Genomic DNA, 24,492 nt, shown 5'->3' with positions numbered 1-24,492 from the left:
CCCGCAAACGGCTTCGCTGAATGCGGGCGGCACCAGGAAGACGGGCATCTAGGACAGGTGTGTGGCGGTGAAGCAGCATGGAAACCATGAGAAAGGACAGGCTATGAGACTCAAGCAGGTTGTTGACGTACTGGAAACGCTTTACCCGCTGCGATACGCGGAAAGCTGGGATGAGCCGGGGCTTATCGTAGGCGACCTGCGGCAGCCGGTCACACGCATCGCGTTCGCCGCGGACCCATCCGACAGCATTGTCGATCAGGCTATCGCATGGGGTGCGGATCTGCTCATCACCCACCATCCTCTGTTCTTCCGCTCCGTCCACCAGGTGTCCGGTCTTGGATTCCGCGGTGGTCTTGTCACCAAACTCAACCAGGCCGGATGCGCCCTATGGGTGGGCCATACCAACGCCGATGCGGCATGGCGAGGCGTGGGCCATGCCGCCGCCGACTATTTCGGCCTTGTCGACCAGCAGCCGCTCGTCCCCATCAATGACCCCGACGCCGAACACCTGGTAGGACTCGGACGTATCGGACGCCTGCCTGAACCCACCACCCTAGGGGTGTTCGCGCAACGCGTCTACACCGAGGTCAACACCCAAGGCATGGCCACTGCACTGGGCATCCAAATGTGTGGCGATCCGAACACCACCATCTCCACCGTCGCGCTCCTGCCCGGTTCCGGCGACTCCATGTTCGACGAGGTACGCGCAGCCGGGGCGGACGTGTACGTAACCAGCGACCTGCGCCATCACCCCGTCACCGACGCCATCGAACAGGCGCGGTACGAGGCGGACATGCGTGCGGCAGGCATCACGCTCGGCCATGGCGAACCCGGCCAGCATGAGCCGCACGTGCGCCCATGCTTCATCAACACGCCCCACGCCGCCATCGAATCCATGTGGTTCAACTACGCCATCGAAGACATCCCCGCCGCCCTTGAATCGGCTACGGGCGAACACGTGGAAACGAACTGGATCCACACCACCACCGATCCATGGACATGGGTGATCAACAGCGCCGGCACAGCCAGCGCCGCAGGCCCGGTGGAACCGGAACAACAGGGAACCGACATTGCGTGAAAGCCGGGCAACAGCACAAGGAGAACACCATGCAGACGGACGGCGAACAGCGCCTAGGCGCAGCAGACAACGGCAATACGACGGAACGGATTAACGCGAGCCTCGCCTCCCACGGCGACGGTATCGACATGAACGTTCCGGCCAAACTGCTGGAAAGCCATGAAGTATACCGGGGTGCCATCTTCCGAGTGGAAGACACGCTCATAGGGCTTACCACCACTAGCGGTAGCATGGTCACCATCCGCCGCCAGGTACTACGCCATGCCCCCTGTGTGGTGATGCTCGTACACGACACGGCGACGGACAGATACCTGATCGAACGCGAATACCGTATTGGCAACGACTCCTTCGCCTATGGGCTGCCCGCTGGACTGATGGACAAGGGCGAGGACGTCCACGAGGCCGCACTGCGTGAACTGCGCGAGGAGACCGGCGTTACACCGATCTCCAACGACCGCATGCGCATCGACCAGGTGACGGACTGCTACTCCTCCGAAGGCATGACCGACGAGCTCGCCCACATCATGGTGATTCACCTGGACGGATTTCAGCAGGGGGAACGCCACTTCGACGCGGACGAACACGTGGAATCGGCATGGGTGAGCTGGCCCGACCTTCTGGCCACGCACATAACCGCCAGCAACTCCATCATCGCAATACAACACGAGCAAATCCGCAGACTCACCGCAGGCAAATAACTCGCTGGGCGCGCACGCCCAACCCCCAAGCCCGACACGTGCGCAGCAACCGTTTGCGGTATTTTGCGCGCCACAAGAAAACACGGCGACATAAAACGATTGAGGGCATCTTGTGGCGAAGCATCCCCAAGCGCGAAAAACGGTCGAGACGCGTGGAATAATGAAACTATGCATATACGACCGGGATCCATGTATCCGCTCGGTGCCAGCTACGACGGTGCCGGCGTGAATTTCGCCTTATTTTCCCAAGTGGCCGAAAAGGTCGAACTGTGTCTCTTCGATGAGGAAGACCACGAAACCCGTATCGAGATGACGGAGCAGAACTCCTACGTCTGGCACAACTACATACCCGGCTTGCAGCCGGGCCAACGCTACGGCTACCGCGTCTACGGGCCATACAATCCAGCCCTGGGCCAACGCTGCAACCCCTCCAAACTCCTGCTCGACCCATACGCCAAAGCCATCGAAGGCAACATCGACGACGACCCGAGCCTCTTCTCCTACGACATGTCCAACCCCGACGACATCAATGCCATCAACACGCAGGACTCTGCCGCACACACCATGAAATCCGTCGTCGTCAACCCCTACTTCGACTGGGGCAACGACCAACACCCCAACATCTCCTACCACGACTCCGTCATCTACGAAGCCCACGTACGCGGCATGACCAACCTCAACCAGGACGTGCCACCGGACATCCGCGGCACCTACGCCGGCCTCGCATACCCGGCAGTCATCGACTACCTCAAAAAACTCGGCATCACCGCCATCGAACTCATGCCCATCCACCAGTTCGTCAACGACTCCTTCCTCCAGCAGAAAGGCCTCAGCAACTACTGGGGATACAACACCATCGGATTCTTCGCGCCACACAACGCCTACTCCAGCGTGGGCGAACGCGGCCAGCAGGTCAACGAATTCAAATCCATGGTCAAGGCCTACCACCGCGCAGGCATAGAAGTCATCCTCGACGTGGTCTACAACCACACCGCCGAAGGCAACCACATGGGCCCCACCCTCAGCTTCAAAGGCATCGACAACCAGGCCTACTACCGCCTCGTCGACAACGACCCATACCACTACTTCGACACCACCGGCACCGGCAACTCGCTCCTCATGCGCTCGCCGCACGCCCTGCAACTCATCACCGATAGCCTGCGTTACTGGGTCACCGAAATGCACGTCGACGGATTCCGCTTCGACCTCGCAGCAACCCTCGCACGCCAATTCCAAGAAGTCGACAAACTCTCCGCCTTCTTCGACATCGTCGAACAAGATCCCGTCATCAGCCGCGTCAAACTCATCGCCGAACCATGGGACCTCGGCTCCGGCGGCTACCAAGTCGGAGGCTTCCCCTCCAGCTGGTCCGAATGGAACGGACGCTACCGCGACTGCGTCCGCGACTTCTGGCGCTCGCAACCGAGCACGTTGCCCGAATTCGCATCACGTCTGATGGGCAGCTCCGACCTGTATGAGGTGAACGGTCGTCGACCGGTCGCCTCGGTGAACTTCGTCACCGCGCATGATGGCTTCACCCTCAACGATCTGGTGAGCTACAACGAGAAGCACAACGACGCCAACGGCGAAGGCAACCGCGACGGCGAAAGCAATAACCGTTCGTGGAACTGCGGTGTGGAAGGGGAAACCACCATCCGCGACGTCAACGAACTGCGCCAGCGGCAGATGCGCAACATGTTCTCCACACTGCTGGTCAGCCAGGGCATCCCCATGATCTGCGGAGGCGACGAGGTTGCCCGCACCCAGCAGGGCAACAACAACGCCTACTGCCAAGACAACGAGATCTCCTGGACGCATTGGGATCTGGATGATGATCGCAAGAGCCTGCTCGCCTTCGTCTCGAAGCTGATCCACCTGCGTCTGAATCATCCGGTGCTGCACCGCCGCAGGTTCTTCACCGGGCGCAAAGCCGGAGACGACCCAAACACCATCCCCGAAGTCGAATGGTTCGACCACACCGGTTCCATCATGGATATGAACGACTGGCAGAACACGCATGCGTTCTCGATGATGGTATACCTCAACGGTGCCGATATCCCCGAAATGGACTACTACGGCAACCCGACCGTCGACAACGACTTCATCCTGATCTTCAACGCCCACTACGAGCCGATTCAATTCACGCTGCCGGACGAAAACTACGGCAGCAAATGGAAACTGGTAGTAGACACCTACAATCCGGACGGGCCCGAACTCAACTACGAAGCCGGATTCGCCATTACCGCGCAATCGAGAAGCTTCATGCTGCTGATGAGCGAAGACAAACCGGAACAACGGCACCTGTTCTAAGACTTGATTCCCAAGGCTCGGTGCCAAAACCGACAGGACTCGCCGGAACACACCGGGCTCATGTCACACCAGGCATAAGCCGCACATAAGCCGTCTGGCAACAGGCCGAACAACAGGTTCCAGCGGCAGCGCAACGATTTGGTTGGTTGGACGTTGCGCTCGCCGCTGGAACCGCTTTTATACTGTGGGAATTTCCATATACTGCGACGCCCATGGCGAGTTTTTTTATGTTGCCTTGTGTGAACATTGGGAAACGACGAGGCAAAGAAATAGGGTTGCACAGGGCGTTGTATGGAGCGATATGTCAGAAATGACGCAGTTTTTGGTAAAACCGCAGAAGAGGGATCGGCGTTAATGGGCGCCGCCAGTGGCAACGGGGCGCCGGACAATAACGCTGCAAACGTACGCTATGAACGTAGAATCACAGAAACAAAGCCTTATATTGCGATGACCATGCTATGAACAGTGATATGAGCGCGAAACACGAATACGCGGAAAAACAAGCGAGAGAGGGGAGCGTCATGAGACAGGGAAGCCACCAGCGAGCGGAAACCGGCGGCCTGATCTCGTTCATCATTTGCGCAGTGATCGGCGCCGCCGCCATGAACATCTACCTTGAATACGCTTCCGCCATCTGGCAGCTCATGCTCCGTCGCTTCATCGTCTGCTCAGGTATCGCAGCCGCCTGCGCAATCGTGTCCTTTCTCATCGGCTACCTGAGCCAGTCGCGCTCCATGAACCTCAAACACGGTTGGCTCGTCATGCTGCGCAGACTCGTCGAATCACTCGCACTATCCGCCGTATATGCGGCCACCACATTCCTGATGTCGTTCGCACTGCTCAGCATGGTGAACGAGGTGATGGGGCCGAAAGTCTTCGTGGGCTACATGGCCGCCATCTGCGCCACGGTCTCCGGCATATTCGGGTACATGACCTTCGTGCAGGCGCGTATGATGAACGCAAAGACGCTGGCCTCGCTGCTGCCGTTCTTCATCGTCTCCGGCGTCTGCGTGGCCGGACTCACCACAGACGACCCATACTGGTACCACAACAACTTCTCGCAGCTGGGCGACCGCACCACATTCGCCGCCACCATGTTCAACTCCACACTCATGCTGGGCGGACTATGCATCATCATTATCAGCTACTTCGCCATCTCCGAACTCGTAACCACCGAACGGCTTACGCGATTACGCCACAACCGATCCGCCAACGACCCGAACCACGGCTACGATATCGCGCACTATCGCCTGCGCACCACCATCCTGGGCGTGATGCTCACCATGTCCGGCATCGCCTTCATCGGCATCGGCGCGTTCCGCTACACGCCGCATCCGATTCTGCACAACGTATTCGCGCGAGGCCTGCCGGTGCTCATGCTCGTGCTGTTCCTGCTACTGCCCTGGGTGGCACCACGCCTGAGCCGTACAGTGATGGTGATCTCCGACCTGATGCTGCTGGTATGCGCGGCATTCGGCGTGGAATGGCTGCTAGGCAAGATCACCCTGACCAACGTGGAAGCGCTGGCCTGCATGGTGTACCTAGGATGGTTCATCGTGTTCTCACGGCAGATCGCAGCCCTCGAAGCGGACCGCATCACGCTGCAGCTCGCACAGGCACAGGTGCAGCCCTCGGCAAGCGAACAACTCAAACAACTCGAATCACGCATCGCTTCCGACCGGTGACCTGCGGCAGACCTGGCGGAAGCACATGGAACGCAACAGAAATCATACGGAAGACATAATGCGCGAGTGTCGCGTGTTCAATAGGTCGAACGCTCATGTACAATAGCTGATGTTGCCTTTCAGGTAACGGGCTGTAGCGCAGCTTGGTAGCGCGTCTGCTTTGGGAGCAGAATGTCGCAGGTTCAAATCCTGTCAGCCCGACCGGAAGCCCGGAATCCCAATGATTTCAACATCTTGGATTCCGGGCTTTTCCATTCTTGGACACAATGGGACACAATGACCGCGCAACCTCCACAGCCACTACAACCCCTCACCAGCACACACCACCCTCACAACACAGGAACACACACTGGTATGGTGACAACCATGAAGCGCATCGTAACCGGAATCCTCGCACACGTCGACGCAGGCAAAACCACACTCTCCGAAGCCGTCCTCTACACCACCGGCCAACTGCGTAAACCCGGCCGCGTAGACCACGGCGACGCCTTCCTCGACACCAACGCCATGGAACGCGCACGCGGCATCACCATCTTCACCGAACCCGCCATCATCCACACCACCAACACCACCATCACCCTCCTCGACACCCCCGGCCACGTCGACTTCTCCGCCGAAACCGAACGCACCCTACGCGTCCTCGACTACGCCATCCTCGTCATCTCCGGCACCGACGGCATCCAAGGCCACACCGAAACCCTCTGGAGACTCCTCGCACGCTACCACGTACCCACCATCCTCTTCATCAACAAAATGGACGCCCCCGGCGCCAGCAAAACACACATCCTCAGCCAACTCAAACACCGATTCAACGACGCCTGCATCGACTTCACCACCACGACCAACGAAACCACCAACACTCCAGCACTCGCCGGTGTGATGGAAGAAATCGCCATGCAAACGGAACACGCCATGAACGAATACCTCGAAACTGAACAGGTAAGCGTCGCCACCATCCAAACCATGATCGAACACCGTGAACTTTTCCCCTGCTTCTTCGGCTCAGCACTCAAAATGGAAGGCATCAACGAATTCATCAACGGCTTCGAAACATACACCCAAGAACCCAACCACACCAAAGAATTCGGCGCCCGCGTGTACAAGATCTCACACGATGCACAGGGCAACCGCCTCACATGGCTGAAAGTGACCGGAGGAGAGCTCCACGCAAAAGCCCTGCTGAACGGCGGCAACGATGAAACCACATGGAGCGAGAAAGCCGACCAGGTACGCGTGTATTCCGGCGCAAAATACACCACAGTCGAATCCGTCCCCGCAGGCGCAGTATGCGCAGTGACAGGCCTAACCCACACCTTCCCCGGCGAAGGACTCGGCATCGACCAATCCGCCGAAAACCCCATCCTGCAACCGGTACTCACCTACACACTGCTGCCAGGCAGCAACGACACCCACAAATGCCTGATGGCCCTACGCGAACTGGAAGACGAGGACCCACTACTGCACGTCGTCTGGCATGCACGACTACAGGAAATACACCTACAACTCATGGGCGCGGTACAGCTGGAAATCATCCAACAAATGATGCACGACCGCTTCGGACTGGACGTGGAATTCGGCCCAGGCGCAATCCTATATAAGGAAACCATCACAACACCCGTTGAAGGCGCCGGACATTTCGAACCACTACGCCACTACGCGGAAGCACACGTACTCCTCGAACCACTACCAGAAGGCAGCGGCATGCAATACGCCACCACATGCAGCGAAGACATACTCGACCGCAACTGGCAACGTCTGATCATCTCCCACTTCAAAGAAAAAGAACACCTGGGCGTACTCACAGGCTCCCCAATCACTGACATCAGACTCACACTCCTGGTCGGGCGCTCGCACCTGAAACACACGGAAGGCGGCGATTTCCGCCAGGCAACGTACCGTGCGATCCGCCAAGGGCTGATGGAAGCGCGTGCCGGCGTACCCAACGATGCCAGCGCGTTCGACATCGCGCAACGATTCGCCGGCGATGACACTGATCACGATACGGACGATGCCAATACGAAGAAGAACACGAACGGCGATACCCCCACAGGGGAGAACGCCACGACGGAAGCCATGCCATGCCGCATCACAGGCATGGGCAATTGCAGACTGCTGGAACCCTGGTACCGATTCCGCCTGGAAATTCCGCAGGACATGCTCGGCCGTGCCATGAGCGATATTCAACGCATGAGCGGCGATTTCGACACGCCACAACCCACCGGTGCGAGCGGCAGCGAATACGCCGTACTCAACGGCACCGCACCAGTCAGCGAGATGCAGGACTACGCCATGGACGTGAACGCATACACCCACGGGCGCGGGCGCCTCAGCTGCGTATTCGCAGGATACAAGCCCTGCCATAACACCGAAGAAGTAATGAAACACACGAACTACAACCCGGAATCCGACCTGGAAAACACACCGGACTCGGTATTCTGCGCACATGGCGCAGGCTACCCGGTGAAATGGTACAAAGTACCCGAATTCATGCACCTGGACTACGCATGGAACGGCATGCAGACGCAATGAGAGCGCCGAAGCAGCAGAATAAGCCAGCGGCCGGCGCGGGCAAACAATCCAACACGATGCCACGCAACAGCCGCACGGTCTATCACCGGCATTGCATGGCCACAGAATGATTCCGTAGGTGGTTTACATGTTCCGTAGGTGGTTGAGATCGGTAATCCGCAACAGAAACAGCTGAAATTAAGCCCTTTCCTGAATGCGATATTACGGCCAACCACCTACGGAAGCGAAAAACCACCTACGGAACCAGCAGAACAAGGCTGCGAACCAATCCCAAAGACCAAGCAATATCATCCTCGACGCCCAACCACCTATGACGCAGAAGCCCCACATCGCAAAACGCAAGAAAACCCTGCAAACCATCCAAACCACAGCTGACTAGTGAACAAACAAGAGAAATTATCGCAAGCAGGCAATAATGTGAACAGCTATACACCGCTACCGCGCACATCACCCCATGACACCGCCGAAAACCATGGAACACGAAATCACGGCACGCGAATACCGCACAACAAGGAACAACACACCATGAGCGACAGCAACACCACAATCTGGCCCGCCCCCACGACCCGCCAGCCACTCGACGCCACAGTCGAAATCCCCGGCAGCAAATCCCTATCGAACCGCTACCTCATCCTCGCAGCCCTCGGCACACAACCAGTACGACTGGTGGGACTGCTGCGCTCGCGAGACACCGAACTGATGATGAATGCGCTGCGTACGCTCGGTGTGCGCTGTGATGTTGACGAGCAATCCGCCACTACGGTGACGGTAACGCCACCGGCAAACGGTCGCTTCCGTGGCAATACGAAGGTGTTCTGCGGCCTGGCGGGCACGGTGATGCGTTTTGTGCCGGGGCTTGCGATGTTCGCCGACGGCCCCGTCGAATTTGATGGTGATGAACAGGCATACGCCCGACCGATGAAGCCGGTTTTGGATGGTCTTGCACAACTGGGTGCCGTCATCGAATACCACGGCGAGAATGGGCGTTTGCCGTTCACCATAACGCCTCCGACGCCGGTGGAGGAACGTACCTCGCCAAGCGTGGTGAAGATCGATTCCTCCGGCTCCTCCCAGTTCATTTCCGGCCTGCTGCTCATCGGCTCGCGCATACCGGGTGGTCTCGAGCTGCGCCATACGGGGGAGAAAACACCAAGCCTGCCGCATATTCGCATGACCGTGGCGGACCTACAGGGAGCGGGCGTGGATGCTATTGCTGACGAGCAGGTGCACGTCTGGCAGGTGAAGCCGGGAACGGTGCAATTGCCGGAGTCCGTAACGGTGGAGCCGGATCTGTCGAACGCGGCGCCTTTCCTGGGAGCGGCGCTTATCACAGGCGGCAGTGTGCGTGTCCCGAACTGGCCTCAAAGTACCACGCAGCCTGGTGGGTTGCTGCCGGGCTACTTGGAGCGCATGGGGGCTGAAGTGACATTCCCCGAATCAGACGGCATCCGCTACTGCAAGGTCAGCGGTGACGGCAATATCAACGGGCTCGGCGACTTCGACCTGACTGCGGCCGGCGAAATCGCGCCGTCGCTTGCGGCGATCCTGGTGTTCGCCGACAAACCGACCAACATGACCGGCATCGGCCATTTGCGCGGGCATGAGACGAACCGCCTGGAGGCACTGGTCAACGAGATCACGCGCGTGGGGGGCAAGGCTCATGAGTTGACGGACGGCATCGCCATCGAACCGGTGAAGAGCGGCGCATTGCATGGCGCAGAGATGGAGACCTACGCCGACCATCGCATGGCCACGTTCGCGGCGATGCTTGGTCTGCGCATCGAAGGCGTAACGGTGCGCAACGTGGAGACCACACGCAAGACGCTGCCTGATTTCGTGGGCATGTGGACCGGCATGTTGGGCTGATAATGTTCGAGCCAGTCGACGGTCTTTTGACGGTCTGAATGGTATCCGATATGAAATGGCCTCTCTGGGTGGTTCGCCCAGAGAGGCCATTTCATATGCGGCTAGCGGATGTTAAGGAAACCGTCACTCCCACTCTTTCACGCTCGTTTGACGTGGTGCCATTCCAATTGGGTCTAGTTTGGTTGTCGGTTTTGTCCACTTTGCCGCCGAATCCCTCCGCGTGTCCTCGCGTAGGCATTTGGGACAAATTCTGGGACAAAACCGCAAACTATTTCGAAACCACGAGCCCGCAGTTTCATTTTTGTCCCGGGGACAAAAACGGGTTGGTTTTGAGGCCCTGAAACGTCCGATATGAACGCCAAAACAGCCGACTATCCTCTTCGACACCCGTTTGGCAAAGTGAATCGTAGCCAGTGGCTTTAACGTCTTGCATTTCCGCGGGTCATGAGGGATGCACAAGAGCGATGACTGAAAGAATCGTCACGGGTGGCTTTGTTTTCGCCCTTATGAGCCGGCTCTAAGCGCCTTAGGAACCGAGCGGGAAATCCGAGTTAGAAGATCCCGATCGTCGCCTTATTTCAGGCTGATCGCAAATCAGTTGGCAACCGAAAGCCAAGGTATAGAGACGGGCCGCACCTATGCGCACATATTTCGGTACGTTTCGTGCGGCATCGGCCATAACAAAACAAACCGCCGAACGATTCAGATTGCAGACGGCCAACTCGACGCGACAAATCCGGCCTGTTGTCCTCCCAATATCCGCCTTCGCGTCATCAGCGCCCCGCGAAATCGGTGAGTTTTCCAGCGCTTTTTCGGCTGCCATTGCTCCGATTCGGCGTGCTCAGCCTCCGCTCGATCTTACGCATGTTTTTTGGGAGGGCATGAGTCGTCGCCCGCCACGGCGGCTTATACAGCCTCTCGGCATGGAGGGAAACGCCATGGTCACGCTCAACGTCTACGCCGACATCGAGCCGATGTCCAAGATCCAGAACATGCTGCGCGTGGCGCCTGCCTTGCGCGGGAAGTCGAGTAGGCGGTCGCCGTAATATTCGTATTGCTGACGTCGCGCCTCGATCTCGGTGGGGATACCGTCGGTGAGCGATTTCGTTAGGGTGTCGAAGCGGTCGAGGATATCGACGACCTTCCGCTGGGTGGCGGGGCACGGGACGGGGATCTCGACCCTCGATAAGTCTACAGGCGCGACTTCGATTACCTTTGTCCCTTTCGCCACCTTTCGTTTGGATATCTGAAAGTCCTGAGCAGTAGCTAAATATGCTAGGTGTCTCGGGATAATGCTTTTAGTCGCATACGCGCAAGAGTGTCCGCTGATTGCAACCGGCTGTTCGCCTTCCCACGCCAATGGTGTGCAGACATCTTCGATATTCTCGCTCATATGGCAAAAATCACGTCTCCAGGGTTTGCCTTTTTTGATTTAGCGTATTGCTCTTCAGATCGTCGTGGTGTGCTCGTAGCCGCGCTCCACGAAGAGCCGCTCGGCAACATCGAGAATCTTCTCGACCGTCTCCTCCGGGTACTTATTGCGTGCCACGGGCGCCTCCGTCCTTATTATCGCGATAAACATACTATGAGTGGCGTGCGGGTCGAGAAGGGCTGGCACCAAAAGAGCCCAACGGCCGTTATGGCTTCGTTAGAAACGCGCCCTACCGTGGATGGTGAACCCGAAAGGTAAGGCGCGCGGGTACGGCGACTCGGCCCGCGCGCCCGGGAGAGAAAGGACGAACCCATGGGTTACATGCTCGAGACGCGCGGGCTCACCAAGCGCTTCGGCCGCGGCGACCAGGCGCAGGACGCCGTGGCCGACGTGAGCCTTCATATCCGCGAGGGCGAGGTGTACGGGCTGCTCGGCCCCAACGGCGCCGGCAAGTCGACAACGCTCAAGATGATCTGCGGGATGCTGCGGCCGACGGCCGGGGAGATTCTCTTTGCCGGGCACGCCTGGCGCCGCGAGGACCTCTACGCAATCGGCAGCCTCATCGAGGAGGCGCCGCTCTACCCCAACCTCACCGCGCGCGAGAACCTGCGCGTGCGTACCACGCTGCTGGGCCTTCCCGAGAGCCGCGTAGATGAGGTGCTCGCCGCCGTGGGCCTCGCGGACACCGGGAAGAAGCGCGCTGGGCGCTTCTCGATGGGCATGCGGCAGCGCCTGGGGCTCGCACTGGCGCTGATCGCCCGGCCACGCCTGCTCGTGCTCGACGAGCCCACCAACGGCCTCGACCCCATCGGCATCGAGGAGCTGCGCGACCAGATCCGCGGCTTCGCGGCGGCGGGTACGACGGTAATCGTCTCGAGCCACATCCTCTCCGAGGTGCAGCAGATGGCGGACACCATCGGCATCATCTACGGGGGGCGCCTCGCCTACGAGGATGCGCTTCGGTCCGGGCAGGACCTCGAGGAACTCTTCATGAGCGTCTGCCGGGAAGGGCGACGAGCGCGCGGGGAGGTGGCGGCATGACGGGCGAGAAAGGCGGCCTGCTCGCGGGCCTGCGCGCCGAGGCCCTGAAGTCGCGCCACGCAGCACCGGTTCGCCTGGCCGTGCTCATGGCACTGCCGATGCCGCTGCTCGGCGCGATGCCCTACCGGGGCGTGCAGATCTTCAGCGCGTGGAACTACTGGTACGCGCTCTTCCTGCCCGTGGCTCTCTCGCTCGTGGTGGCGTGCGTCGCGCGGGCGGATGCGCGCACGCGGATGCGGGGGCTTTTGGGCCTGGGCTTCCCGCTTAGGCGCGCCTGGTGGGCCAAGGCGCTCTGGTGCCTCGCGCTCTGCGCGCTCTCGAACCTCGTGGTCTTCGGCATCTACCTCGCGGGATCGGCGTTCTCCTCGCAGGGCCTCACGGTCGCGGGCACGCTCACGATGCTCCTCTGCGCGCTCGTTAACACGGTGACCGCGGCGTGGATGATCCCCGCAGGGCTCTTCCTCACGGCGCGGCTCGGCATGCTCGCGGGCATCTTCTGCCCGCTCGCCGCGCAGCTCGTGGGTGGGTTCGCCTGGTCGCTGGTGCCGCTGCCGCAGCTCTTTCCGCCGTCGGCGAGCATGGTCATCCCTACGAGCTTCATTCCCGTGCTGCCGAGCGGCGAGCCACTCGCGGCGGACATGGCGCTCGGCGGGGCGCTCGCGGCGGACGGCATGCTCACACTGGTGGGCCTTGCGGTCTGCGCGCTCGCGTTCGCCGCGCTCACGGCGGCGGGCGCGGCCTGGTTCGCGCGCTCCGAGGAGAGGTGATGGCCGTGACACGACTCTCCGACCCGACGCCACGCATGACTCTCTCGCGGGCCCTGCTCTCCGAGGCCCTGCGCCTGGCGCGTTCCCCGCTCGCAGTGGTGCACCTCGTCTGCGGCCTGGCAGCCGGTCTTGCCTGCGGCGAGTACTTCTCCGTAGCCCGATGGGACCCGGCGCTGGGCGCGGACGCCTACGCCCAGTTCCTCGGCGCCCTCATGCCGCTCATGTCCGCCATCGTCTGCGGGCTCGCCGTGGACGAGGAGCGCGCTGCCGGGCGCCTCGCCAACCTCACGGCGGTCCCCTCGCGCGGGCGCGCCGTCGCGGCGAAGCTACTCGCCCTTGCGGCGCTCGGCGCGGGCGCGCTGGCCGTGGCGCTCGGCGTGTTCGGTGCCGTGCTCGCCGTCGCCGGGCGCCTGCCGCTCGGGCCCGCTCCGCTTGCGGCCTCCTGGGCGGGCATCGTGCTGGGCAGCCTGCCCCTCTACGCGCTGGGGCTCGGCGTGGCCCTGCGCCTCGGCCGCAACGCCGCCATCGGCGCCGGCGCGGCGGGGATGCTCCTCGCGTTCTTCTCAGTGGGCGGACTTGCGCACGGCCTCATGACCGGCGAGCTCACCGGTGCCCTGGCGACGCCCCTGAGCTGGGTGCCGCTCGCCTGGCCTGCGCGCCTAGGGTCGCTCGGGGTGGAGGTCTTCATCGACGCCGCACGTGCGGCGGGCCCTCTCCTCACGACTGCGCTCGCTAGCCTCGTGCTCACCCTGGCAGCCGCCGCCGTCCTTCTCGCCTGGTTCTGCCGATTCGAGGACGGGAGGGCAGATGCGTAGGGTGCCGCTCGCAGCCATGCTCGCCATTCTCTCCGCAGCGCTCGTCCTGGGTGGGAATGCCCTGCTCGACGCCGGCTGGGGGTCGGCGCTGCGCTCGATTGCCGACCGCGTGCTGCCCAACCCTGAGATCGCCATGTGGGCGCCCGCGCCCGAGCCCGGCAGCCACGCGAGCTCCTACGCCGACGCCACCGGGGCGGGGGCGAACTACGTCTACCTGGTGGACGCGGCGGACGACAGAGGCAATGTCCGAGAGCTCCAGCTCATCTTCTTCGGACGGGAGTCGAACGGCGAGGGCTGGCTCGAGATCGAGGCGCGCGGCGGCTCGGGCGTGCGCTACCGCGCGTGCGATGCGGCCGAGGCGCCCGCGGCTGCGCGCGAGGCTCTGGACCGCTGAGCGCGGCGCTAGTACAATGCCGACGGGAGTTTCAGGAGGTCGAACATGGCGAGGATACTGGCAGTGGATGATGAACGGGCGATCCTCGACGCGCTCGCGCGCGTCCTCGGCCGCGACGGCCATGAGGTCGTCAGGGCGGCGGATCCGACGGCGGTCCCGGGGATGGACCTCTCTCGCTTCGACCTCGTGCTCTGCGACGTCATGATGCCGGGGCTCGACGGCTTCGAGCTCGTGCGGCAGATCCGCCCGGACTTCGACGGGCCCATCGTCTTCCTGACCGCGCGCGTGGCCGAGGAGGACGCCGTGGCCGGCTACGGCCTGGGCGCCGACGACTACGTCCGCAAGCCCTTCGGGGCCGCGGAGCTGCGCGCCAAGGTCGCGGCCCATCTACGCCGTGAGCGCCGGCCGCACTCGCACGCCCTCTCCTTCGGGGAGGTGCGGATCGACCTCGGGGCGCGCGGCCTCGCCGTGGGCGGCGAGGCCGTGCCGCTCACGCCCACCGAGTACGCCATCTGCGAGTACCTCGCCCGCCACCCCGGGCAGGTCATGAGCCGCGCGCAGATACGCGAGGCGGTGCTCGGCTGGGAGAGCGACGTCGACGACGCGGCCATATCCATGCAGGTCAGCCGCGCCCGGAGGAAACTCTCCGAGGCCGGCGCCGATCCGATCGCGACCGTCTGGGGGATGGGGTACAAGTGGCAGCTTTGAGGACCGGGGCGCGAGGTCGCGGGGGCATGCCGCTCTCCTTCGTCATCGCGCGCTACTTCGCCTACGCGTTCGCGGCGGTCGCCACGGCGTGGCTCGCCTCGTTCATGGCGCTCTCCGCGGCGATCAACGCGGGCTTCGTCTACGAGGCAAGCTGGGGGCCGGCCAATGTGCGCGAGGTCGCGGAGGGTCTGGCACGTGACGGCGTCTGCGGGCAGCAGGACGTGCCGACGGCGTACCGCTACCTCATCCTGAACAAGGACGGATACGTGCTGATGACAGACCTCGAAGGCACGCGGCTCGAGGGCGCGGCGGAAATGGCCCGTGCGGCACTCGCCGCGGATCCGGGCACAGTGGAGATCGAGGGCGGGGGCTCGGGCCTCACCTACGCCGCGTTCCCGCTCAAGGGCGGCGGGGCCTGCGCACTCGTCAGCGAGTACCTGCCGCAGTGGGTCTCGCGCGACCTCGCCGGCCTGCTTCCCAACCCGCAGAACCTCATGCTCGTCGGCGCCGCGGCGGGAAGCGCGCTCGCGCTCGCGCTCGTGGCGCGCCGCGCGAGCCGCGTGATCTCGCGCAAGATGGCGCCGCTCGCGGAGGCGGCGGGGCGCGTCGGCGCGGGGGAGCTCGACTTCGCGGTCGGCAGCACCAACGTGCGCGAGGTGAACGACGTCCTCGCCGCGATGGACGCCATGCGGGCCTCCCTCGCCGAGTCGCTCGAGGCCCGCTGGGCCGCGGAGCGGGGGCAGCGCGAGCAGGTGGCGTCGCTCGCCCACGACCTCAAGACGCCGCTTACCGTGCTGCGCGCCAACGCCGACTTCGTGGCGGAGGAGCTGGAAGACGAGAAAGACGCCGACCTCGCGGCCGCCGCGCGCGACATAGCCGGTGGTGTCGAAAGGCTCGACGGCTACGTGCGCCTGCTCATCGAGGCCTCGCGCGGGTCCGGCGGGGCGGAGAGGGCCCCCATGCGGCCGGCCGAGCTCTGCGAACAGGTCCTCGCCGAGGCCGCCCAGATCGCCCGGGCGCGAGGCGTGACGCTCGACGCGGCCACGGGCCCTGCTGTCGCGGGCGCGCCCGAGGCCCCGCTCGACCGAACCGCTCTGGCGCGAGCCGCCGCGAACCTCGTGGCCAACGCCGCCGAGCACGCGCGCTCGCGCGTGGCGGTCTCCTGCGACGTCGAGGGCGGCCACCTCGTCATCGAGGTGGCCGACGACGGACCGGGCTTCTCTCCCGCCGCCCTCGAACGCGGCTGTGAGCGCCTCTTCACAGACGACTCCTCCCGCTCCTCGCGCGACGGAGGCCGCCACTACGGGCTCGGCCTCCACGCCGCCTCCGAGGCCGCGAGCGCCCACGGGGGCTCCGTCTCGCTCGCCAACAGCCCCTCGGGCGGCGCGGTGGTCACCATCGCGGTCCCCCTGTGAGGGCCTAACGACTCAGGCCCCGCACACCGGCGTGGCTCGCAACCAAACGCTTCCCGGATAATAATGCCCGTTGCGGGGATCGCCCTGGCTGGTCGCCGCCCATGTGCATGAGCATGTCGGCGATGTGAGTCGCCATCTCGTCCGCCGCTGGACGGATGTTGGCGACCCAGGACACAAGGCCGGCCTGATCGGATGCCTCCGCCTCAAACACGTCGCAGTTCGCGGTCACCGCCATGAGCGGGGTGACGAGGTCGTGCGAGGCGGTGCAAACGAACGCGCGCTCCCGCGCCTCGGCCTCCGCCACCGGTCGCAGGGCACGTCCCGTTGCCGACCACGCCACGGCGAGCCCCCAAAAAGCCGAAGCGATCGGCGTCACTCGCTTCGCTAAATCAACTTTATGGGATGACGGATCACGGTCTTGAGCTTCTCCGGCGCGCACTTGCGCGGGTCGGAGAGGTAAATCTCGTGATGCTGACGGGCTTCGGAGAAGTCGGGGGCGTAACCCCGTTCCGCTGCAAATGTGCGCATGCCGTCTATGGTCGCCGGCTCGTCGTCGTAAGGCCCGGTATGCATGCACTGAACGCAAAGACCCTCGTCGACCCTCAGCAGCTCGACCGCCGAGAAGTCCAGCTTCTTCTTGACGGCAGCTTCCGAAACTGCCCAGTCGAAGTCCTCGCGAGTGACGAAATCGGGCAGACGGATGCACGAGATGAAGTTGAAGTCGTCCTTCCGCGCATAATCAATCTCGCCATCGGCGCGGTCTTGCCACCAGAAGCCCTCGAGCGGAGGCACGACGAAGTCGAAATAGCCTTCGATCTCTCGCGGGGCCTTTTTCGACATCTTGATGGTATAGGCGACGCCGTAGAGCAGCGGTAACGCGTTCTGGTACTCGCCGCCTTCGGCATTGGGATCGCCCTTGCCCCGCACGGCAACGTAGCTCATAGGCGGAACGGTTACGACGCCCGGCTTACCCGACGGCCTGTAGAGCTCCCTGAACTCCTTCTTGAAATCGTATGCCATCGCAACAAACCTCCCTGAGCTTGGGTTTCCGTCGATATCCGACCAAATATAGCAATGGGCGCGGCCTCGGAAGAGGCCGCGCCCATTGCAGGATATTATAACACAGAATCGAACGTCTGTTCTACTCCCACTCGATGGCATCGATTCTGCCGTCCCGTCATTCCAGTTGCGCCCAGTTTTCGCTGCCGTCTCGAGCCGAGTGCCGCCAAGTAACACCGTGTCGTGTTTCATCGGCTTCGGGGACAAAAGTCGGGACAACTTCAAAAACTTTTTTCAAACTCAGGGGGGTGCGGACAATTCCTTGGACCAGCCTAAGCGGCTAGTCCCTTGCTTATCCGGTACTGCATGGGGCTCATCCAGCCGAGCGACTGCTTCTTGCGGCGCTCGTTGTAGAAGCGGATGTACTCGTCCAGCAGCTCCATGAACGACTCCATGGTGACGCCGCTCCAGTCCCGATGGTAGAAGAACTCGTTCTTCAGGCGGCCGAAGAAGCCCTCGCATGCCGAGTTGTCCGGGCTGCAGCCCTTCCTCGACGTGGAGCGGACCAGGCCGTTTCCCTCGCATATGCCGATCCACCCGGGCCATCTGTAATGGCACCCCCTGTCCGAGTGGCAGACCGGGCGCTGGCCCGGCGCGAGCGTCCTGCACGCGTCCTCCAGCGAGCCGTTGGCGAGGGCCGCGTTCGGGCGCCTCCCTATGCGCCACGAGACGACGAGGCCGTCGAAGCAGTCGATGACCGGGCTGAGGTACGCCTTCTCCTCGCTCGGCAGTTTGAACTCGGTGATGTCGGTGAGCCACAGCTCGTTCGGGCCGCCCGCACGGAAGTCGCGCTCCACCAAGTTGGGGGCGCGTCCGATATCTCGCCTCTGTAGGATCTGTATCGCCGCCTCCTCTTCAGGTAGGCGACCCGGCAGCCCTCCTCGGCCATCAGCCTGCGAACGACCTTCTCGCTGACGACGGCGCCCTCCTCCCGCAGCTCGTTGTGCACGTACCGGTAGCCGCGCCTGCCGCCGGCACCGTCGAATATCCTCCTGATGTCGGCCCTGAGCTGGGCGTGCCTGTCCTTCGCGCGGCAGTACTCATAGGAGCTCTTCGAGATCCTCAAGGAACCGGTGAGCTCTCTTAAGGGGCGGTCGGTCTCCAGCCTCAACTTGTCGATCAGCACGGTCTTCTCCATGTTGCTCATCGCGTCGAGGCTCCCTGCTTTTAAAAGGTCGATGGCCCCCTCAGGATGTCGTTCTCCAGCTCGAGCTGCCGGATCCTCTCTTCGGGGCCGCCCCCGAAGCCGGTGTACGCCGGCTCGTCGCCCTCGGGCTTTTTCGAGCGACCGCCCATCCGCGCCTCCGCGATTTCCCTGCAAGACGCGCCGCCCCGAGCCATCTCCATCGCCTTGCCCCGGACCTCGTCGCCGTAGGGCTCGAACTTGGCCCCGCGGGACCTCTGTCGCGGCTTGGCCGCGGCTGCCGCCCAGCGGCGCAGGGTTCTGCCGGGCACGCCTGACATCCTGGCGGTCTTCTCGACGTCGCCGGTGAGCCTCAGCATGATGAGGGCTTTGTTCTTTGAGTCGTGGCTGTACATACGGACTCCTGACTGGACCAAACGGTCCAACTATTCGTCCGCACCCCCAAACGCCGTGCGGAGACCGTTAAAAAGCCTATTGGGTTCGATTTGAGTTTCACGGGCCCAGAAACGGCCCCGTTCCGTCCTCGGGGACAAAAACCGAGCGCCTACTCACTTGGAATAAATCCTTACTCCCATTCTTCCGAATACCGCCCCGTGCCTTGTTGTCTTGAAACACGGGGGGAGTAAATGGCGAAATCGCAGGTAAAAGGGAGTAAAACGGCAAAGAAAAAGCCTCCGTCCCAACATGGGAACGGAGGCTAGATTATCGTATTTACTCACCGCTGTTGCTGGCGGCTTTGCCGTGAGTCGCATACGAAACGAAACTCAACGGCACAGTGCAGCACTCAAAAGAGCAAGCCAAAGCCCTGTCGGCTTACTCCCACTCGATGGTTGCCGGCGGCTTGGAGGTGCAGTCGAGCACCACGCGGTTGATCTGGCGGCATTCGTTGGTGATGCGCGTCGAGATGGTGGCCAGCACGTCGTACGGAATGCGGGACCAATCGGCGGTCATGGCATCTTCGGAGGACACCGGACGCAGCACGATGGGGGAGCCATAGGTGCGTTCGTCGCCCTGCACGCCTACGGAGTGCACGTCGGCGAGCAGTACGACAGGGCACTGCCAGATGTCGCGGTCGAGACCGGCCTTGGACAGTTCCTCGCGGGCGATGGCATCGGCCTCGCGCAGCACATCCAGACGTTCCTTGGTGATATCGCCGATGATGCGGATGCCCAGGCCCGGGCCCGGGAACGGCTGACGCCACACGATCTCATCCGGCAGTCCGAGCTCGGTGCCGATGGCGCGGACCTCGTCCTTGAACAGGGTACGCAGCGGCTCGATGAGCTGGAACTTGATGTCCTTCGGCAAGCCGCCCACGTTGTGGTGCGACTTGATGTTGGCCGCGCCATCGCCGCCGCCGGATTCCACCACATCCGGGTACAGGGTGCCCTGCACGAGGAACTTGACTTCCTTGCCGGAAGCGCCGGCTTCCTCGATGACCTGGCGTTGTGCCTTCTCGAAGGTGCGGATGAACTTCTCGCCGATGATCTTGCGTTTCTTCTCCGGCTCGCTCACGCCCTTGAGCGCGGTGAGGAAGTCCTCGGAAGCATCCACGGCGATGAGCTTGATGCCGGTGGCCTTGACGAAGTCATGCTTGACCTGCTCGGCCTCGCCCTTACGCAACAGACCGTGGTCCACGAACACGCAGGTCAGCTGGTCGCCGATGGCCTTGTGCACCAGCGCGGCGGCGACGGCGGAGTCAACGCCGCCGGACAGGCCGCAGATCACCTGTGCATCGCCGACCTGTTCACGGATCTTCGCCACCTGATCATCGATGATGCTGGAAGCGTCCCAATCGGAACCAAGGCCGGCGCATTCATGCAGGAAGGTTTCGATGAGCTGCTGGCCCATCGGCGTGTGCTTGACCTCCGGATGCCACTGCACGCCGTACAGTTTGCGTGCCGGATCCTGCATGGCGGCCACAGGTGCGCCTTCGGTGTGCGCAAGCACTTCGAAGCCTTCCGGGGCCTTTTTCACGGCGACGCCATGGCTCATCCATGTGTTCTGCTCGGCGGGGGAGCCCGCGAGCAGGCCTTCTGCGTGATCGATTACGGTATCGGTCTTGCCGTATTCGCCCAAAGCTGCCTTGTCGACGTCACCGCCGAGCTCGTGGGCCATCACCTGGAAGCCGTAGCAGATACCAAGCACCGGAACGCCGGCATCGAACACCTTCGGGTCGATGGTGGGGGCGCCGGGCTCGAATACGGAAGCCGGGCCACCGGACAGGATGATGGCCTTCGGGTCCTTGGCGAGCATCTCGTCGGCCGGCATGGAATGCGGTACGAGCTCCGAATAGACGTTCGCTTCGCGTACGCGGCGGGCGATGAGCTGTGCGTACTGGGCTCCGAAATCAACTACGAGCACAGGGCCTTTTGCCATTGGTTGTCTCCCTTGAATTTATGGGTAGCGGACTGGATCTCCTCGTATAGCCGTGGCGGTTGCGCGTTGGCCGGGCGCAGTGCGCATCCGTATACCTCTTGTATACGGTTGCGCATTGCGATCCGGTGTGTGCTGACGTATGCATGCCGCATACACATGCCTGCACAGCATACGGGAAAACAATACCTACGATTATGGCCGTGTTCGCAGACATTGGGGCATGCTGGGCATCTTGCTGGAATTGCAGGCGCATGATGATCGGAGGATATGCAAACGTATCGTGCCAAAAGAAAACATTTCCTCTCATATTCAGGACAACACGCCGATTGTAGATATGCACAAAACGAACGTGGCATATGTTCTCTTTAGCTAAGAAAACACTGGAATTTAGCCATTTATGAGAGGTAATGTTCGATTAACGCGATTCACAAATCACACAGCAAAACATTACAAAATGCATCATTTAGCTTACTTTTACGAACACACACGAAAAAAACCGTCCAAAACGTCAAACGTTGCTCGTACCATAAAAACCGATTGGACGCGAGGGTCCAGGGGTTGAGAGGCCTGCGGAAACCACGCGACCGAATGTAATAATCAATCGCACAACTTGTGCAGGAGTTACAGGAGTATACATGACGAATCCTGTTATTGGCACCCCTTGGAAGAAGCTCGACGCTCCCGTTTCTGAGGAAGCCCTTGAAGGCGTTGACAAGTACTGGCGTACTGCTAACTACCTGTCCATCGGCCAGATCTACCTTCGCAGCAACCCGCTGATGAAGGCTCCGTTCACCCGCGAAGATGTCAAGCATCGTCTCGTGGGCCACTGGGGCACCACCCCTGGCCTGAACTTCCTCATCGGCCACATCAACCGCTTCATCGCTGATCACCAGCAGAACACCGTGATCATCATGGGCCCGGGCCACGGCGGCCCGGCCGGTACCGCTCAGTCCTACCTGGACGGCACCTACACCGAGACTTTCCCGAAGATCACCAAGGATGAAGCTGGCCTGCAGAAGTTCTTCCGCCAGTTCTCCTACCCGGGCGGCATCCCGTCCCACTACGCTCCGGAGACCCCGGGCTCCATCCACGAGGGTGGCGAGCTGGGTTACGCTCTGTCCCACGCTTACGGCGCTGTGATGAACAACCCGTCCCTCTTCGTCCCGGCCATCGTCGGCGACGGCGAAGCTGAGACCGGCCCGCTGGCTACCGGCTGGCAGTCCAACAAGCTCATCAACCCGCGCACCGACGGTATCGTGCTGCCGATCCTGCACCTCAACGGCTACAAGATCGCCAACCCGACCATCCTGTCCCGCATCTCCGACGAAGAGCTGCACGAGTTCTTCCACGGCATGGGTTACGAGCCGTACGAGTTCGTCGCTGGCTTCGACGATGAGGACCACATGTCCATCCACCGTCGTTTCGCCGAGCTCTTCGAGTCCATCTTCGACGAGATCTGCGAGATCAAGGCCACCGCTCAGACCGACGATGTGCATCGTCCGTTCTACCCGATGATCATCTTCCGCACCCCGAAGGGCTGGACCTGCCCGAAGTTCATCGACGGCAAGAAGACCGAGGGTTCCTGGCGTTCCCACCAGGTGCCGCTGGCTTCCGCCCGCGATACCGAGGCTCACTTCGAGGTCCTCAAGAACTGGCTCGAGTCCTACAAGCCGGAAGAGCTGTTCGACGAGAACGGTGCTGTGAAGGCTGACGTCACCGCCTTCATGCCGGAAGGCGAGCTGCGCATCGGCGCCAACCCGAACGCCAACGGTGGTGTGATCCGCAAGGACCTCAAGCTCCCGAAGCTCGAGGACTACGAGGTCAAGGAAGTCCAGGAGTACGGCCACGGCTGGGGCCAGCTGGAAGCTACCCGCCGCCTGGGCGTCTACACCCGCGACATCATCAAGAACAACCCGGACGACTTCCGTATCTTCGGACCGGACGAGACCGCTTCCAACCGTCTGCAGGCCGCTTACGAAGTGACCAACAAGCAGTGGGACGCCGGCTACCTGTCCGAGCAGGTCGATGAGCACATGGCTGTCACCGGCCAGGTCACCGAGCAGCTGTCCGAGCACCAGATGGAAGGCTTCCTCGAGGGCTACCTGCTGACCGGTCGTCACGGCATCTGGAGCTCCTACGAGTCCTTCGTCCACGTGATCGACTCCATGCTGAACCAGCACGCCAAGTGGCTGGAGGCTACTGTCCGCGAGATCCCGTGGCGTAAGCCGATCTCCTCCATGAACCTGCTTGTGTCCTCCCACGTGTGGCGTCAGGATCACAACGGCTTCTCCCACCAGGATCCGGGTGTCACCTCCGTCCTGCTGAACAAGTGCTTCAACAACGACCACGTGATCGGCATCTACTTCCCGGTGGATTCCAACATGCTGCTGGCCGTCGCCGAGAAGTGCTACAAGTCCACCAACAAGATCAACGCCATCATCGCCGGCAAGCAGCCGGCCGCCACCTGGCTGACCCTGGACGAGGCTCGCGCCGAGCTCGAGAAGGGTGCTGCCGAGTGGGAGTGGGCTTCCACCGCGAAGTCCAACGACGAGGCTCAGATCGTGCTCGCCGCCACCGGTGATGTTCCGACTCAGGAAATCATGGCCGCTGCCGACAAGCTGGACGCCATGGGCATCAAGTTCAAGGTCGTCAACGTTGTGGATCTGGTCAAGCTGCAGTCCGCCAAGGAGAACAACGAGGCCCTCTCCGACGAGGAGTTCGCTGAGCTGTTCACCGAGGACAAGCCGGTCCTGTTCGCTTACCACTCCTACGCTCGCGACGTGCGTGGTCTGATCTACGATCGCCCGAACCACGACAACTTCAACGTCCACGGCTACGAGGAGCAGGGCTCCACCACCACCCCGTACGACATGGTGCGCGTCAACAACATCGATCGCTACGAGCTCGTTGCCGAAGCTCTGCGCATGATCGACGCTGACAAGTACGCCGACAAGATCAACGAGCTCGAGGCCTTCCGTACCGAAGCCTTCCAGTTCGCTGTCGACAACGGCTACGATCACCCGGATTACACCGATTGGGTCTACTCCGGCGTGAACACCAACAAGCAGGGTGCTGTCTCCGCTACCGCCGCAACCGCTGGCGATAACGAGTGAGCCTAGAAGCCTAGCGCTTGTCTCACACCGAACAACGCGGTGCTGAGTAGAAAAGGTCCGAG

Annotated in this window: 21 protein-coding genes, 1 tRNA gene and 1 pseudogene; 14 read left to right on the top strand and 9 right to left on the bottom strand. The window is 61.9% G+C overall.

The genetic code is table 11. From position 1 onward, the window contains the following. Positions 1-103: 103 nt before the first annotated feature. From BBAG_RS05120 to aroA, 7 genes are all read left to right on the top strand, one after another. On the top strand, positions 104-1,078 hold the full coding sequence (locus tag BBAG_RS05120; protein WP_047750135.1) for a Nif3-like dinuclear metal center hexameric protein: 975 nt from the start codon (positions 104-106) through the stop codon (positions 1,076-1,078). Between the two features lie 128 nt (positions 1,079-1,206). After that, entirely contained in the window at positions 1,207-1,776 is a 570-nt protein-coding gene (locus BBAG_RS05115) for an NUDIX hydrolase (protein ID WP_407921661.1), read from the top strand. Positions 1,777-1,944: 168 nt separating this feature from the next. Beyond that, entirely contained in the window at positions 1,945-4,086 is a 2,142-nt protein-coding gene (gene glgX, locus BBAG_RS05110; protein WP_156182685.1) for a glycogen debranching protein GlgX, read from the top strand. Between the two features lie 521 nt (positions 4,087-4,607). Next, a complete protein-coding gene (locus tag BBAG_RS05105) occupies positions 4,608-5,771 on the top strand; it encodes a hypothetical protein (protein WP_033508380.1) in 1,164 nt (387 codons plus the stop codon). Between the two features lie 127 nt (positions 5,772-5,898). Beyond that, positions 5,899-5,972, top strand: a tRNA-Pro gene (locus BBAG_RS05100). 165 nt (positions 5,973-6,137) lie between these two features. Further along, on the top strand, positions 6,138-8,300 hold the full coding sequence (locus tag BBAG_RS05095; RefSeq protein ID WP_033508451.1) for an elongation factor G: 2,163 nt from the start codon (positions 6,138-6,140) through the stop codon (positions 8,298-8,300). Between the two features lie 525 nt (positions 8,301-8,825). Then, the gene (gene aroA, locus BBAG_RS05090) at positions 8,826-10,166 is read left to right on the top strand and encodes a 3-phosphoshikimate 1-carboxyvinyltransferase (RefSeq protein WP_003826732.1); all 1,341 of its coding nucleotides are present in this window, start codon (positions 8,826-8,828) and stop codon (positions 10,164-10,166) included. 526 nt (positions 10,167-10,692) lie between these two features. Here aroA and BBAG_RS08485 read toward each other — a convergent pair. From BBAG_RS08485 to BBAG_RS08480, 3 genes are all read right to left on the bottom strand, one after another. Continuing rightward, positions 10,693-10,989, bottom strand: a complete 297-nt coding sequence (locus BBAG_RS08485; protein WP_152595294.1) for a hypothetical protein — start codon at positions 10,987-10,989, stop codon at positions 10,693-10,695. Positions 10,990-11,121: 132 nt separating this feature from the next. Next, positions 11,122-11,559 carry a restriction endonuclease subunit S gene (locus tag BBAG_RS05085; RefSeq protein WP_003826730.1) on the bottom strand — a complete coding sequence of 146 codons (438 nt, stop codon included), beginning with the start codon at positions 11,557-11,559 and terminating at the stop codon, positions 11,122-11,124. A 54-nt stretch (positions 11,560-11,613) separates the two neighbouring features. Further along, positions 11,614-11,715 carry a TetR family transcriptional regulator gene (locus BBAG_RS08480; RefSeq protein WP_145885777.1) on the bottom strand — a complete coding sequence of 34 codons (102 nt, stop codon included), beginning with the start codon at positions 11,713-11,715 and terminating at the stop codon, positions 11,614-11,616. A 195-nt stretch (positions 11,716-11,910) separates the two neighbouring features. On the opposite strand from BBAG_RS08480, the gene BBAG_RS05080 reads away from it, so the two are divergent. From BBAG_RS05080 to BBAG_RS05055, 6 genes are read left to right on the top strand one after another with little or no spacing between them, the layout of a single operon-like run. Then, positions 11,911-12,639 carry a lantibiotic protection ABC transporter ATP-binding protein gene (locus tag BBAG_RS05080; RefSeq protein WP_003826728.1) on the top strand — a complete coding sequence of 243 codons (729 nt, stop codon included), beginning with the start codon at positions 11,911-11,913 and terminating at the stop codon, positions 12,637-12,639. Next, a complete protein-coding gene (locus tag BBAG_RS05075; RefSeq protein ID WP_003826727.1) occupies positions 12,636-13,406 on the top strand; it encodes an ABC-2 family transporter permease in 771 nt (256 codons plus the stop codon). Before BBAG_RS05080 ends, BBAG_RS05075 begins: the two co-directional genes overlap by 4 nt. Next, on the top strand, positions 13,406-14,221 hold the full coding sequence (locus tag BBAG_RS05070) for an ABC-2 family transporter permease (protein ID WP_047750127.1): 816 nt from the start codon (positions 13,406-13,408) through the stop codon (positions 14,219-14,221). The genes BBAG_RS05075 and BBAG_RS05070 overlap by 1 nt, the downstream gene beginning before the upstream one ends. A 16-nt stretch (positions 14,222-14,237) precedes the next feature. Then, positions 14,238-14,615, top strand: a complete 378-nt coding sequence (locus BBAG_RS05065) for a hypothetical protein (protein ID WP_152595267.1) — start codon at positions 14,238-14,240, stop codon at positions 14,613-14,615. Between the two features lie 45 nt (positions 14,616-14,660). Beyond that, entirely contained in the window at positions 14,661-15,323 is a 663-nt protein-coding gene (locus BBAG_RS05060; protein ID WP_003826719.1) for a response regulator transcription factor, read from the top strand. 26 nt (positions 15,324-15,349) lie between these two features. Beyond that, positions 15,350-16,738, top strand: a complete 1,389-nt coding sequence (locus tag BBAG_RS05055) for a sensor histidine kinase (protein WP_047750126.1) — start codon at positions 15,350-15,352, stop codon at positions 16,736-16,738. Positions 16,739-16,742: 4 nt separating this feature from the next. Here the strand turns inward: BBAG_RS05055 and BBAG_RS05050 are convergent, their stop codons facing one another. The 6 genes and pseudogenes from BBAG_RS05050 to guaA form a co-directional block, all read right to left on the bottom strand. Then, positions 16,743-17,042 (bottom strand): hypothetical protein, encoded by a 300-nt coding sequence (locus BBAG_RS05050; RefSeq protein WP_033508078.1) that lies wholly within the window; start codon positions 17,040-17,042, stop codon positions 16,743-16,745. 80 nt (positions 17,043-17,122) lie between these two features. Beyond that, a complete protein-coding gene (locus tag BBAG_RS05045; protein WP_003826709.1) occupies positions 17,123-17,758 on the bottom strand; it encodes a GyrI-like domain-containing protein in 636 nt (211 codons plus the stop codon). Positions 17,759-18,069: 311 nt separating this feature from the next. Next, the gene (locus BBAG_RS05040; RefSeq protein WP_275039870.1) at positions 18,070-18,615 is read right to left on the bottom strand and encodes an IS3 family transposase; all 546 of its coding nucleotides are present in this window, start codon (positions 18,613-18,615) and stop codon (positions 18,070-18,072) included. Positions 18,616-18,656: 41 nt separating this feature from the next. Then, positions 18,657-18,935 (bottom strand): annotated as a pseudogene (locus BBAG_RS08855) (IS3 family transposase); the annotation flags it as partial. A 29-nt stretch (positions 18,936-18,964) separates the two neighbouring features. Beyond that, the gene (locus BBAG_RS05035; RefSeq protein WP_033508080.1) at positions 18,965-19,336 is read right to left on the bottom strand and encodes a hypothetical protein; all 372 of its coding nucleotides are present in this window, start codon (positions 19,334-19,336) and stop codon (positions 18,965-18,967) included. 418 nt (positions 19,337-19,754) lie between these two features. Further along, complete coding sequence (guaA, locus tag BBAG_RS05030; RefSeq protein ID WP_003826704.1) at positions 19,755-21,317, bottom strand: glutamine-hydrolyzing GMP synthase; 1,563 nt, start codon at positions 21,315-21,317, stop codon at positions 19,755-19,757. 635 nt (positions 21,318-21,952) lie between these two features. Between guaA and BBAG_RS05025 the strand changes: the two genes are divergently transcribed. Next, entirely contained in the window at positions 21,953-24,430 is a 2,478-nt protein-coding gene (locus BBAG_RS05025) for a phosphoketolase (RefSeq protein WP_003826697.1), read from the top strand. Positions 24,431-24,492 lie beyond the last annotated feature (62 nt).

Source organism: Bifidobacterium angulatum DSM 20098 = JCM 7096, from assembly GCF_001025155.1.
GTDB lineage: Bacteria > Actinomycetota > Actinomycetes > Actinomycetales > Bifidobacteriaceae > Bifidobacterium > Bifidobacterium angulatum.
This window is presented reverse-complemented; position numbering and strand designations above follow the sequence as displayed.

Coding starts and splice junctions, on each gene's coding strand:
- BBAG_RS05045 (WP_003826709.1), bottom strand. CDS start 17,758: ATGGCATACGATTTCAAGAAGGAGTTCAGGGAGCTCTACAGGCCGTCG.
- BBAG_RS05025 (WP_003826697.1), top strand. CDS start 21,953: ATGACGAATCCTGTTATTGGCACCCCTTGGAAGAAGCTCGACGCTCCC.
- BBAG_RS05035 (WP_033508080.1), bottom strand. CDS start 19,336: ATGTACAGCCACGACTCAAAGAACAAAGCCCTCATCATGCTGAGGCTC.
- BBAG_RS05075 (WP_003826727.1), top strand. CDS start 12,636: ATGACGGGCGAGAAAGGCGGCCTGCTCGCGGGCCTGCGCGCCGAGGCC.
- BBAG_RS05105 (WP_033508380.1), top strand. CDS start 4,608: ATGAGACAGGGAAGCCACCAGCGAGCGGAAACCGGCGGCCTGATCTCG.
- BBAG_RS05055 (WP_047750126.1), top strand. CDS start 15,350: ATGCCGCTCTCCTTCGTCATCGCGCGCTACTTCGCCTACGCGTTCGCG.
- guaA (WP_003826704.1), bottom strand. CDS start 21,317: ATGGCAAAAGGCCCTGTGCTCGTAGTTGATTTCGGAGCCCAGTACGCA.
- glgX (WP_156182685.1), top strand. CDS start 1,945: ATGCATATACGACCGGGATCCATGTATCCGCTCGGTGCCAGCTACGAC.
- BBAG_RS05085 (WP_003826730.1), bottom strand. CDS start 11,559: ATGAGCGAGAATATCGAAGATGTCTGCACACCATTGGCGTGGGAAGGC.
- BBAG_RS05070 (WP_047750127.1), top strand. CDS start 13,406: ATGGCCGTGACACGACTCTCCGACCCGACGCCACGCATGACTCTCTCG.
- BBAG_RS05080 (WP_003826728.1), top strand. CDS start 11,911: ATGGGTTACATGCTCGAGACGCGCGGGCTCACCAAGCGCTTCGGCCGC.
- BBAG_RS05120 (WP_047750135.1), top strand. CDS start 104: ATGAGACTCAAGCAGGTTGTTGACGTACTGGAAACGCTTTACCCGCTG.
- BBAG_RS08485 (WP_152595294.1), bottom strand. CDS start 10,989: ATGGCAGCCGAAAAAGCGCTGGAAAACTCACCGATTTCGCGGGGCGCT.
- BBAG_RS05115 (WP_407921661.1), top strand. CDS start 1,207: ATGAACGTTCCGGCCAAACTGCTGGAAAGCCATGAAGTATACCGGGGT.
- BBAG_RS05065 (WP_152595267.1), top strand. CDS start 14,238: ATGCTCGCCATTCTCTCCGCAGCGCTCGTCCTGGGTGGGAATGCCCTG.
- aroA (WP_003826732.1), top strand. CDS start 8,826: ATGAGCGACAGCAACACCACAATCTGGCCCGCCCCCACGACCCGCCAG.
- BBAG_RS05095 (WP_033508451.1), top strand. CDS start 6,138: ATGAAGCGCATCGTAACCGGAATCCTCGCACACGTCGACGCAGGCAAA.
- BBAG_RS05060 (WP_003826719.1), top strand. CDS start 14,661: ATGGCGAGGATACTGGCAGTGGATGATGAACGGGCGATCCTCGACGCG.